The sequence below is a fragment of the uncultured Megasphaera sp. genome (assembly GCF_958350005.1).
Taxonomy (GTDB): Bacteria; Bacillota; Negativicutes; order Veillonellales; family Megasphaeraceae; genus Megasphaera.
This window is the reverse complement of the sequence record NZ_CATWFF010000046.1, coordinates 1-12,869: the sequence shown is the minus strand read 5'-3', so window position 1 is coordinate 12,869 and position 12,869 is coordinate 1. Positions and strand designations below refer to the sequence as shown.

Below are 12,869 nucleotides of genomic sequence, written 5' to 3'. Positions count from 1 at the left end.
CTCCACCCCGTTTCCAGGGCGAGATTTAACCGCCTGCCGTTGTATGTGTAATGCCTCGACTTTTATTGTATCGAATGGCTGGGAGTTTGTCCAGTAGAGTGCTTTCATTTTATTAGGCGGAACATACTGAAGAGATATTACTGCGGCTCTTGTTTAAAGAAGAGGTCGCAGCTGCTTAAAAGAGTGAATGGCTGCGGAGATGAATGAAAGACATCCAACTCCCACAACACCTTGACACTATCCACGGTAACATCCTTTCTTGTCAGCGGGCCTGGGATATAGTAAAATATAAGTAAATCGACAGGTTTTCTGCCTGTCCGAGTACCGTATGTAGCGATAAAGGGATGATACTTGCCATGAAGACTCAATGCGTCGATCTGAGCCAATTTGAAGCAGAACTGCTGCTGGCATTTATGCGGCAGCCAAAAGATATGCCTGTACCGGCCGGACTGTGCCGGATGATTTACCGCCGCCTCGAAGGACGGCCGGCCTTTGCCCGCAGCCGGGTAGTCGTATACCGGGAACAGACTGCAACGATCCGTCCGGCAGCGGTCTCAAAATAGCATAGACTCATGTATAAGCCGATTATTGTAAAAAAGAGAAGATATCGCATTCCTGCGACGTCTTCTCTTTTTTTGCATATTCTCCTGTCCGTGCCATACGAATCTCTCATTCCGGAAAACGACAGTTCCAGCACATCTACAGGGAGTCCATAGGCCGTCTGGCGGTTCTGCAGGCAGACAAGAAGCTGATTCGCAACTCTTATTGACATACTGGGCAGAGAGACAGGGTAGATTCTGCTGCAGACGGACAACGGCCTGTGGGCGACCGGCATATGTGATGAAACTATTGCCAGACCGTAAAGCAAAGGGCCGTCGCCTTCCGGCCCATTATATGTTTGAACATCTACTCCGCATCCATAGCCGCTTCCAGCCGGGCCGCAATAGCCTTGCCTGTCGGCGTCTTGGCCAGACCGGCATCCGATGTTTCTTTCAGCGATACTGGCATGAGGCGGCCAATTTCATTCATCGCCTCTATGACTTCATCTGGCGGAATAACGCTCTGAATACCGGCCAGGGCCATTTCAGCGGCTGTAATAGCCAGGACAGCATAGCAGGCATTGCGCTTAACACAGGGCACTTCTACCAGACCGGCTACGGGATCGCAGGCCAGTCCCAGCGTGTTTTTCATGCACAAAGCAAAGGCGTTCAGAATTTCGTCATTTGTCCCGCCGGCCATCTGAGCCACTGCAGCTGCTCCCATGGCAGCAGCAGTCCCGCATTCAGCCTGACAGCCGCCGACTGCCCCGGCAACAGAGGCATTGCGGGCTACGACGGCGCCGATGCCAGATGCCGTAAACAGGGCATTGACGCAAGTTTCCCGCGGCGTGCCCAGTTCTTCAGCCGCAGCAGTCATGACAGCCGGCACGATACCGCACGACCCGGCCGTGGGGCAGGCGACGATTTTAAACATCTTGGCATTGGCTTCGCTTACTGCCAGAGCATAGACGGCAGCCTTGCGAGCCAGGGGCCCCAACAACTTTGGCTGGCCGTGAAGCAGTTTATCTGCATCGCCGCCGACGAGGCCGCTTACAGACTTTTCCGTATCTTTCAGGCCGGCGTCGATAGATTCCTGAAACACAGCCAGGCGGCTTTCCATCTGATCGCGCACGACCTGTTCCGTCCGTTCCGACGTTTCCATTTCATGGCGGATGACGACGTCCGACAAGGAGAGCGTCATGGCTGCCGCCCGTTCACGCAGTTCATGGATCGTTTTATATTCATACTGATACATTTCGGTTCCTCCTACAGGGGCAACAAGGTAATGACACTTTCAATGGCGGAAATCTTCTGAATCATGCTGACCATTTCCGGCGGCACCGGACTGTCTGTACAGACGATCATGACAGCTGTGGCGTTTTTGGCACTGCGGAAGACGCGCATATTGGATACGTTAATGTGGCCAATGGCCATAATCGTCGTGGCCTGGGCGATGATGCCGGGCTTGTCGCGGTGCACCGTAATGAGCGTGTGTTCTTCGCCGCTCAGGGCAACGCTGGCGCCGTTGATTTCGCGGATTTCGATTTTGCCGCCGCCCAGGGATACGCCGACTATTTCCATGGACCGTCCCGTTTTCCCTTTCATAGCGATGCGCACCGTATTGGGATGATCTACTTCGGCATCAGAGCGATGAAAAGTGACGGCCAGTCCCTGTTCCCGGGCCAGCTCAAAGGACGTGCGCAGACGCACGTCGTCAGCAGAAAAGCCGAGGAGCCCGGCCACGAGGGCTTTGTCCGTACCGTGGCCTTTATAGGTTTTGGCAAAAGAACCATACAGCGTAATATCCGCCGTCTGCGGTTCGTCTTTGAGAATTTCCCGGGCCATAAGGCCAATGCGGGCGGCTCCGGCTGTATGCGAACTGGATGGACCGATCATGACCGGCCCGACGACGTCAAATACTCCCATAGTATACCTCCTGTCAAACGCATAGTATCAGACGGTTATACAGCAATCGTCTGATGTAAATAAAAACTATATATATACGACTGGCTCACAGGCACGCCGAGCTGTTCCAGAGCCTGCCGGTACAGGGCGAGCTGCACGGCATAGCGTGTCCGGAAGGCATCTGCTGTCTGGAGGCGGTCTGTCTTGTAATCGACGAGAACCCAGCCGTTATCATCACGAAACAGGCAGTCAATGACGCCCTGAACGAGAAGGCCTTCGCCGTCCTCTACGTCGGGCAAATAGCCGCCGCCAGGCAAAAGGACGCTGAAAGGATATTCGCGATGCATTTCCGCTGCGGCAGCCATGCGCTGTCCCAGCGGGGACTGGCAGAACTGCACGACTGCGGGAATGCGGACGAGATGTACTTCGTCAGCCGTAAACAGGCCATCTTTCTCCCACTGGGCCAGCTGGTGCTGCACGCCCTCTTCCGTGCCGGCGGCAGCAATGTCCAGATACTGCATGACCTTATGCGTTGCCGTCCCGCGCTGAGCCCCTGTTGCGGCTTCCTGTTCCCCTGCCAGCCAGGGCGGCAGCTGGGCAAAGGCATCGTCGTCTTCCCCGCCTGCCGATGCAGAGGGCACAACCGAGGCAGCCAGAGAATCGGTTTCCACATCTTCTGCTCCATGGCTCAGGTTATACTGCCGCTTGATTTCCGTAACGGACAATTTAGCCGGCGTCTGCACGGCCTGAGGCCAGGCATACTGCCAGGACAGTGCTTCGTCCAGCCAGGCCGGCACAGGTGTCCCTGTCGGCACGCCGCGGCGCAGGCAATCCAGACGAGGCTCAGCCTGCTGCGCTTCGGCCGACACGCCGCCGGTCAGGACCGATGGGGCTCGCTCGACGACGACATGCCACAGGCCGCAGTCCCATTCGGCAGGGTGCGATTCGGTGACAGCCGATACATCATCATGTCCTGCTGTCAGAAGCGGCAGAACCCAGTCAAAATACGACCGTCCCCGGGCGGGACTGATGCCGCTGCGCCACCGCTGCCAGTCCCGGTTCAGGAATGAGCTGTGTCCGGTCAGGATGAGCTTGTCCCGGGCCCGGGTCATGGCGACGTAGAGAATCCGTTCTTCTTCGGCCGTACTTTCCCAGCTCAGCTGCGCACTGATGCCGTTCCAGGCCAAGGTCGGCCAGGACATGCGCCACACCGGGTCGTACTGCTTAATGCCAATGCCCAGGACGTTGTGAAACAGGATGAGGGACTGCATATCCTGACGGTTGAAGGATTTTCCCATATCGGCGACGATGACGACGGGAAACTCCAGGCCTTTGCTCTTGTGGATGCTCATGACCCGCACGACGTCTTCCCGTTCGCTCAGCACTTTGGCCGGCGCCAGGTCGACGCCGTCTTCTTTCATCTTGTCTATAAGGCGCAGATAGCGGAAAAGGCCGCGGAACCCCGATTCTTCGTACTGCCGGGCCCGGTCGTACAGGGCCTGCAGATTGGCCTGCCGGACGGCACCGCCGGGCATGGCGCCGACATAGTCATAATAGCCTGTCTGGCGGTACAGTTCCTGCAGCAGTTCGGCTACGCCATGGCGGCGGCTGTAGGTCCGCCAGTGCTGCAGGTTCTGTATAAACTGGCAAAGCCCTTCTTTCTCTTCTCCTGCCGGCAGCAGCGCCGCATAGTCCGGCAGATTGCGCCACAGCGACTGGTCTCCGGACAGGCGCAGTTCAGCCAGAGACGCATCACTCAGTCCGACCACAGGCGACCGCAGGACGGCAGCCATGGGCAGGTCCTGTTCGGGATTGTCAATGCACTGGAGCAGGGCAAGCAGGCACTGTACTTCCATAGCCGCAAAATAGCCGCCGCTCTGTTCAGCATAGGCCGGGATTCCTGCAGCCTGCAGAATCTGCAGCAAGTCGCTGGCCTTGCCGGCCATGGAACGCAGAAGGACGACGATATGCCGATATGTCAGGGGCTCCATGGTGCCGTCTTTGCGGGCTACGGTCTGACCGCTTCCTTTCAGTTCCTGAATCTGGCGGGCAATGACCTGACATTCCTGCTGAAAGGCTGTCTGTTCCTGCGCTTCTATTTCTTCGCCGCTGACCGGGCCGTCGTCTTTTCCCGTATGGACGACGTGGACTTCGACAGGGCCGCCAACCCAGCGTGGATCTGACGGATTATCCCGGCCGGCATAGAGCTGCTCCCGCTCGCCGTATGCCATGCCGGCCGCGTCTGACGTCATGGCCCGGGAAAAGACTGCATTGACTGCATCCAGCACAACAGGGGCACTGCGGAAATTTTTCGACAAGTCAATACACCGCTGCGCCGCATCTTTCTGGCGGCTGAAGGAGGCGTATTTTTTCATGAACAATGTCGGGTCAGCCAGGCGGAAGCGATAAATACTCTGTTTAATATCGCCTACCATAAACCGGTTATGCTCCCGGGAAACGAGGGTCGTAATCAGTTCCTGCACGCCGTTTGTATCCTGGTATTCGTCAATGAGAATTTCTGCATATTCACGGCGCAGCTCTTCTGCCGCTGCCGACGGGACGGGATGGGACGGCGTCGAATCAGGCCCCAGGAGGATGCGGAGACAGAAATGTTCCAGATCGCTGAAATCCATCCAGCCTTTCTCCCGTTTGGCTGCACTGTAGGCGGCTGCAAAATCGCCGGTCAGACGGACGAGGCCATCCATGACGGGCTTCATGGCCCGCATGCCGTCGAGCCATTCGCTGCCGGCCAGCGAGAAATAGGGCTGCTGAATGGACTCGGTCAGTTCTTTCTTGACAGCAGTCCGCATGTCTTTGCAGCGTTCCCAGAAGGCCTTATCTTCTTCAGACAGGCCGCGCAGCCCTTTCAGACGAGGAAATTCGACGGCACAGACTGCCTGAGCCATATCGTCCCAGTCCTTTTGCTGCAGAATCGTACGCAGGCCGTCGGCTTCAACGGCAAAGGATTCCCGGGCAGCTGCAAAAGGCGTACGGCCTGCCATATCATGCAGTACTGTTTCATAGCGCCGCAGCAGTTCTTCGACGCTGCGGTGAATCTGGTCCTTCACAGGACTGCACCAGGGCATATCGTCTATGGCCGCACCGTCAGGAACGGCATAGGCAGCAGCAGCCTGCTTAAGCCACTGGTCAGGCCAAGGCATGCTGCGGGAATAATCATATACGCGGCTGACTGTATCCATGAGGACGTCATCGCCGTGGTCGCTGCCGAACATATCCACCAGGGGATACAGGACAGGCGCCTTGTCTTCCGCTTCATAGTACGATAAAAAGACGTCTTCCAGCACACTGCGCCGCAGGAGGCGCAGTTCTTCTTCGCCGGCAATGGTGACAGACGGGTCCATGTCGATCGTATAGAAATAGCGGCGAATAACGTCCTGACAGAACGAATGGAGCGTCGAAATATGGGCTGACGGCAGCAGTGCCAGCTGCCGTTCCGCATCGGCACCGCCTGTTTCTGCCAGTACCTGCGTCAGGGCCGTGCCGATGCGTTCCCGCATTTCCGCAGCCGCCGCCTTGGTAAAGGTCACGACCAGGAGCTCTGTAATATCCAGCGGATGGGTACGGTCGAGAAGGCGGCGGATAATACGTTCTACAAGAACAGCCGTCTTGCCTGAGCCGGCAGCTGCCGACAAAAGCAGGGTCTGACCGCGGCTGTCAATGGCTGCCTGCTGATCCGGTGTCCAGGCCATGCGTATCTCCTCCTTCTTCATCCATTCGTTTCAGCAATTCTTCTTTAGACAGATTGGCTGTCGTATCGTACGTGTTGTCCCCCAGCTGCACGTCAAACCGGCAGATCCCATGGTACGGACAGTACCGGCACGGGCTGAGCGAGCCCAGGAGCAAAGGCCGGACGGCAATATCGCCTTCGCTGATGGATTCGGCAATTTCCACAATGCGCCGTTTCGCCAGGTCCAGCAGATGCTGCCATCCCAGTTCATCGTACATGGTATTGCCGGAATTACTCATAGTGCCGTCTTTTTTCAGGCGCATCGTCAAAAAGGCAGAATAGTCCTGCATAGACGTATCCAGAGCCTGCATGACTGTGCCGTCATTCAGGTAAAAGCCGCTGAGACGGCTGCTTTTATCGTAGAGCTGCTGCTTTTCTTCGTCTGTCACGGCGTGGTCAAGGGTCGTCTTGTCATTGCGGACATAACAGTACAGAATAGCTGCCGGCATGGCGTCGCCGCCAATATTGAGCAGAGCCACGTACATATAGGTCAGAAGCTGCAGTTCCAGTCCGGCATAGACCTGATCGAGAGCCAGCTTTTTCCGGCCTGACTTATAGTCGATAACGACGACGTATTTTGTATGGCCTGACCGCATGGTGTCGATGCGGTCAATCTGGCCGCTCACGATGACTTCCAATCCGTCCGGCAAGGTAAAACGCAGGGCTTCCCACGTACTGCCCTTGCGGCCAAAGGATTTTTCCAGTCCTTCCATATGAAAGTCTGATACGGCACTGAACTGGCAGAGACGGCGCACTGTCCGCGTCAGGGTCTGTATAAGCCGTTCTTTGATATGAGCAAAATAGGCATTGGTCATGAGAATATCGTGCTGCACATAGGGCGCCAGTTTTTCCGTCGCATCCCGACACAGGGCCGGTATGGCCTCAGGCGGCAGGTCATGCCACTGCTTTTTCTGAGCCAGCAGATCGTCGCCCAGAATGCGCAGCGCCCCGTGAACGAGCATGCCCAGATCGGGAGCGGCAAAGCGGTACATAGGCCGTTCTTCCAGATTCAGGCCATAGCGGGAAAAATAGGCAAAGGGACAGCTGCGGTATTGTTCGAACTTCGTCACCGAGCCGCGCAGAGTTCCATCAGGAGCATAGAGGCGGCGCACGAGAGACGGCGGCAGCGGCGCCGGCTGATTGGAGTAAAACAGTCCCTGTACTGCACGACGGGCCCGGTCATGCCATCCGTGGCTGCAGGCCCAGTCGTACAGACTCCACCAGATATTGTCGGTCTTCTCCCCTTCAGCAACAGGGCGCAGTTTTTCCGGCAGCCACGCCAGGGCCGCCGGCATGGCCATCAGATAGTCCCGTTCCTGCCCTGCTTCGGGGCTGCCCGATACGCGGGTTACGGCAGCGACATAGCCATTGGCTTCCAGCTGCCGCACCCACGCCGACGGTTCCAGGGCATCGCCGTCTTCGCCGGCCATGATGTAGGAAATACACAGCCGTTCTGTTGTCCGCGTAACAGCCAGATAGAAGAGGAATTTTTCCTGAAACGACCGGAACCGCCCGCCTGGGCCCAGCTTGACGCCCAGAGCAGTCAGGCGGCGCCGTTCCGTATCGCTGAGAATACCTTCTTCACTGCATCGCTGCGGGAATATACCGTCATTGACACCGCAGAGAAAGACGGCCCGGGCCCGCATCGTATAGCCCCGGTCCACTGCTGTCAGCGTTACGTGATCCAGCGTCGGCGGAATCAGGCTGAACGTCAGGTCCTTGAGCCCATCAGTCAGCATGGTATAAAATTCTTCCAGCGTCACCACATCGTCACCGCAGAGATGAACGATTTCATCCAGGAAGGAAAGGAGCCCTTTCCACACCTGTTCATGCTCTTTCGCGCCTTCCGAATCGCCAGCTTCTTCGTCGTCTTCTTTCCAGCGGCGCAGGGTCTGCGGCGTTTCCAGCGCTGCAAGCCAGTGATACAGAAGGCTGCACCATTCTGTCAGAGCATGGTCGTGCTGTGCATCCTCCCAGAACGGCAGCAGGCGGCGGCACACGTCCTGCCGGATAGCATTGATTCTCCGGAGCTTCTCTTCTTCGCCGGCATCGACGCTGTGGCTGGCTTCGAGATAGGGATTTCGCCCATAGTTCCAGTCCTGGCCGCTGAGCCAGTGATAGCCCTGAATACCGTAAGCCAGGCAGTAATTTTCCAGCTCATCGGCATCAGCCCGGCTGATGGGAAACAAATCGGATTTCAGCAGACGGAACATGGCATCATAGGACCAGCGGCTGCGAAAGACGTCGAGCAGAGCCGTCGCCGCTTCCGCTACGGGATGGGACAGCATGGGCCGGCGGTAATCGCTGAAAAAGGGAATGCCATAGCGGGAAAACACCCGTTCCGCTGCGTGATGATACACATCGCCGCTGCGAACCAGGATGAGCATATCCCGATACCGGTATCCCTGCCGGCACAGGGCCAGAATCTGCCGGGCTGCGGCGTCGAGTTCAGCTTCCCGCGTACTGCACTCCAACAGGGACAGGCCTTCGACCGGCACCGTGCGCTTTTGGGGCACAGCATGGAAAAAATCTGCTACAAACTGGGCGATTCCCTTTGCCGGCTGCGGTGAGACCGTTACCGTTTCCAGCTGGGGAAAGAGGTGCTGCAAATCGCGGTATACTTCATAGGGACGGTGAAACAGCGCCGTTTCCCGGGCCTGGTCAGACAAATGTTCCGGATCCATGGTCAGCGTAATGGTCATGGAACGGGCCCCTTTTTCGGCAAGACGCAGAACTTCCAGCTGCTGCGGCGTAAACCACTGAAACCCATCTACCCAGATGCGGGCACCCTGGAGAAACGTATAGGAGCCGATTTCCCGGGCCAGCAAGGTCATGACGTCATCGGCGCTGCCGAAATGGTCCTGCAGAAACTGCTCGTATGCGTCGTAAAGCACAGCCATATCCTGCAGTTTCCTGGCCAGCGTCTGCTCGCCCAGGGACTGCGCCGCCTGCCGCAGCGCTTCCGGACCAATGCAGAAAGACCGGCATTCCAGAATAAACCGACTGGCTGAAGCAGCAAACGTATCCTGCCCGGCTGCAGTCTGCAGGACGGACAGCTCCTCCTGATGGCGGCGCAAAATGCGCCGCACCATAATACGGCGGGACAACTCGGACAGGGACGCATGTTCTTTGCCCCGTTCCTGAAAGACCCGGTAGGCCAGACGGGAAAAGCCGACGACCTGGACGCCCCGAAACCCGCGGCCCGGCATGGAAGCTGCCAGCTGCCGTTCTGCATTATACGACGCCTGATCCGGTACGATGAGCAGCGCCCGGCCGCCCTGAGCCGTCCAGGCTGCAATCTGTGAACAGCAATACTGCGTCTTTCCGCCGCTTCCTTTGCCAAATACTACCGTTACTGCCACTGCCATTCCTCCTGTCCTGTGTATTCCGAGATTACAATCTACTCATATTGTATCATATTTTTCATACACGCAATACTGTCTGTACAGCAAAAAGCCCTGGCTCGTCCGAAGACGTGCCAGGGTTATACTAGAGCTTACATGACGGCGCAGGCCCGCTGCAAATAGGAAGAAGACGGCGTTTCTGCCTGTACTTTCTGGAGCCATTTCAAATCATAGGGCTCAAAGACGACGTGACGGTATGCGTCGACGTCCAGCAGCGTCCCATCCCAGTCGGAATGAATATCGCCGTTCTGCTTAATCAGAATATCATACAAAATATCATAGGTAACGCCGCTCTGGGCATCCGTTTCCACAATGGTGCTGTACGGCAGCGTCTTGTGATAGGTCAGTTCCATCCCTTTATAATCGAAATGGAATCCGCAGCGCATACGGCAGCCATCCAGACCGGTATAGCGGGCAATGTACTTCAAATCGCGGAGAATTCCGTCGTGACTTTCGTCGTACAGGTTTTCCGGCGTCGTTTCCGTATAGTCAAAACGGAACTGAATAGACGCGCCGGGAATCTGATGGAACCGTTCCAGATAGGGCACGAGTTCCCGGGCCGGATAGTTCTTATATAAGACGCAGTTAATGCGGAACGGCACGGCAAGACGATTCAGCAGATGGTCATTCGATTCGACGACATAGTGCTGCATGTGCCGCGACACGTTGATGCACGTAATCTTATGGCGATTTCGTTCTGTAAAGGCTACGATATCGTCTTCCGTCTGAAATTCCGACACCGGCAGGGTCGTATTGATATATACCTTGTGCGTTTCCGGTATCTGGTCCAGCATGTGCTGCAGCGATTCCAGGTTGGCAAAGGGCTCGCCGCCGGTAAATACAAAGTCACAATATGGCGTAATAGCGTCCATTTTGGCAATGCTGCGGCAGATCTTTTCCGCAGAAAAACCAGTCATGTCGTTATATTCTTCTTTATTGATGCAAAATGGGCAGTGATTGCGGCAATTATACGGCACAAAGACAGTTACCGTCGCGCCGCCGTCCCTTGTCTTGTACGGATTTCTGACAACTGAAGCCGACTCCGTCTTGGTTTGTGTTATGCTGTTCATCCTGTTTTCTTCGCCTCAACTCGGACATACTGTTTCCATGCGCTCCCACACCGTACGCTTTCATAAAAATAAATGGGATTTTCTTATGAAAGCATACAGACACTATAAAAACGGATATGTCCACACTTCATTTTACCATAAAACGCCATTCCGTCAAATACATATTACTTATTCAATTTTAGCATAAATCGCATAGCAAATAGTTCACTATACATAACAGGATATCAGCGCAGGGCCTGTGTAATATCGGCAGCCGTTTTCTGTACGGCCTGAATGATCTGGGATTCCGTTTCTGCTGTCATGTGCGACAGCGGGCAGGAAACGCTGATAGCCGCCAGGATTTCATGGTGTGAAAAAATCGGCGCTGCCACACAGGCCATGCCCGGCTCGACTTCTTCCCGTTCCACAGCATAGCCGCGGCGGCGAATTTCTTCCAGCTCCCGCAGCAGGTCCTGCCAGTCAGTAATGGTATATTCCGTAAATTTCTGCAGCTTGCAGCCTACATAGCGGTCGCGGTATTTTGGGGAATAAGCCAGCAGGCATTTGCCGGAAGCTGCGCAGTGGCTGGGGCGAATGGAGCCGATAGGCGGCGCAATATCGACGGTCTGCGGCGACTTGATCTTCTCCAGAATGACATGCTGCGGGCAGGGCGCATCCGTCTGAATGAGCGACGTCATGTGAACGCTTTCCCGGCACTGCATGGCCAGGGCCTTGGCATAGGGATAGGCCACCTTCTGGAGCGGTTCCTTCTCCCGGTACAGCATTCCCAGGGAATAGACCTGCAGGCCCAGCCAGTATTTGCCCGTTTCTTCATCTTTTCGGACAAAATCCCGTCCTTCCAGCGTGTCGATGGTCCGGCTGACCGTACTTTTATGAAGGCCCAGTTTCCGGCTGATCTGCGTAATGCTGAGCGGCTCTTCTTCCTGTAAAAACAGCTGCATAACCGCTAATGCCCGATCAATTGATTCTATCATGCTATCCCCCCTGCAGCGGCAATCTGTTCCCTTCTTTGCAACAATTATTGCAACTTATGGTTCTGTATATTCATTATACGTAGAATTGCCGCCCTGTCAATACGCGGGCTACGCCAGAGACCGTTCATACAGGCACTGAGACAGATGACGGGCCATGGCCGCCCCGTCCAGGCCGCTGAGCCAGCTGCGGGGAACGGCCTGTTCTCCGTACAGAGCACCGGCCAGGTTGCCCGTTACAGCGCCGCAGGCATCGCTGTTGCCGTCCTGATTGCAGGCCAGAATGACGGCGTCTTTCAGGGTCTGCCCATGCATGACGCAGTACACGGACAGGAGCAGGGCTTCTACAGCATCCCAGCCCAGGCCGATGCGCTTCATGGCCTGAACAGGATCGCCGCCGCTTACGGCATCGCCAGCCGTCTGCAGCAGGCTGTCTGCCAGCTTTTCCCCGCCGTCATGGCGGCGCAGCAGAGACACCACTTCGTTCAGCGCCGTTTCCATGGCCTGTCCCTGTACCAGCAGGGCCGTCATGGCGCTGAGGGCACCGGCAGCCATAGCCGCATTGGGGCTGCCATGAGTAAGGACAGCTGCTTCTTCGCCGACGGCAAAAGCCTTTTCCGGATCGCCCTGATACCGCAGCCCTGCCGGGGCCGTGCGCAGAACAGAGCTGCTCCGGCACCGGTTGGCCTGCCAGACCGCCGTAAAGGGATGGCCTGCCGCCAGTGATACGAGGCAGGCTTTGCCCGGTCCCCGCCGGAAGAACAGATAGGCTGCTGCCATCATGTCGTAGTCATACTGCTCTTCATGAGCCTGCCGATGCATCCAGGCCGTCTGAAAAGGCTGAATAATCCGTTCGGTCTGCGTATAGTACCAGCGCATATACGAACGATACAGGCCTTCCTGAGGCGTCAGTCCGTCATGGTCGGCCCACAGCAGGCCATCGGCAGTAAACAGCGTCATCTGTGTATTGTCGGCTATGACGCCCTGTTTGCCGTTTGATTCCAGTTTCAATACTGTCCGCAATCCATAGGGTCCGTATTTTTTACGAATCCGGTACAAACTCAGGGGAGCAAGCAAATACCCGAGGGCATCGCCGGCAGCACCGCCGAGCATGCATCCTGCAAACCGTTCTGCTCCGTCCATTCCGAAACACCTCCTGTAAAATGCAAAATAAAGTATTTACATACTTTATTCCATTTGATATAATCTAAAATTTAGCTCTGTCTGCTTAT

The 12,869-nt window shown here is 56.2% G+C and carries 8 protein-coding genes; 1 reads left to right on the top strand and 7 read right to left on the bottom strand.

From position 1 onward, the window contains the following. The first annotated feature begins 356 nt into the window (after positions 1-356). Positions 357-563, top strand: a complete 207-nt coding sequence (locus tag Q3886_RS04265) for a hypothetical protein (RefSeq protein WP_301859927.1) — start codon at positions 357-359, stop codon at positions 561-563. A 343-nt stretch (positions 564-906) separates the two neighbouring features. On the opposite strand, the gene sdaAA is transcribed toward Q3886_RS04265, so the two are convergent. From sdaAA to Q3886_RS04230, 7 genes are all read right to left on the bottom strand, one after another. Then, complete coding sequence (gene sdaAA, locus Q3886_RS04260) at positions 907-1,794, bottom strand: L-serine ammonia-lyase, iron-sulfur-dependent, subunit alpha (RefSeq protein ID WP_301859926.1); 888 nt, start codon at positions 1,792-1,794, stop codon at positions 907-909. A gap of 11 nt (positions 1,795-1,805) precedes the next feature. Continuing rightward, positions 1,806-2,465: an L-serine ammonia-lyase, iron-sulfur-dependent subunit beta gene (gene sdaAB, locus Q3886_RS04255; RefSeq protein WP_301859925.1), complete on the bottom strand. Its 660-nt coding sequence runs from the start codon at positions 2,463-2,465 to the stop codon at positions 1,806-1,808. A 35-nt stretch (positions 2,466-2,500) separates the two neighbouring features. Beyond that, positions 2,501-6,154 carry a helicase-exonuclease AddAB subunit AddA gene (gene addA / locus Q3886_RS04250; RefSeq protein WP_301859924.1) on the bottom strand — a complete coding sequence of 1,218 codons (3,654 nt, stop codon included), beginning with the start codon at positions 6,152-6,154 and terminating at the stop codon, positions 2,501-2,503. After that, a complete protein-coding gene (locus Q3886_RS04245) occupies positions 6,120-9,554 on the bottom strand; it encodes a PD-(D/E)XK nuclease family protein (protein ID WP_301859923.1) in 3,435 nt (1,144 codons plus the stop codon). Before Q3886_RS04245 ends, addA begins: the two co-directional genes overlap by 35 nt. A 134-nt stretch (positions 9,555-9,688) precedes the next feature. After that, a complete protein-coding gene (locus Q3886_RS04240; RefSeq protein ID WP_301859922.1) occupies positions 9,689-10,666 on the bottom strand; it encodes a 4Fe-4S cluster-binding domain-containing protein in 978 nt (325 codons plus the stop codon). 224 nt (positions 10,667-10,890) lie between these two features. After that, on the bottom strand, positions 10,891-11,640 hold the full coding sequence (locus Q3886_RS04235) for an IclR family transcriptional regulator (RefSeq protein ID WP_301859921.1): 750 nt from the start codon (positions 11,638-11,640) through the stop codon (positions 10,891-10,893). Between the two features lie 108 nt (positions 11,641-11,748). After that, positions 11,749-12,780, bottom strand: a complete 1,032-nt coding sequence (locus Q3886_RS04230) for an ADP-ribosylglycohydrolase family protein (protein WP_301859920.1) — start codon at positions 12,778-12,780, stop codon at positions 11,749-11,751. Between the last annotated feature and the right edge of the window lie 89 nt (positions 12,781-12,869).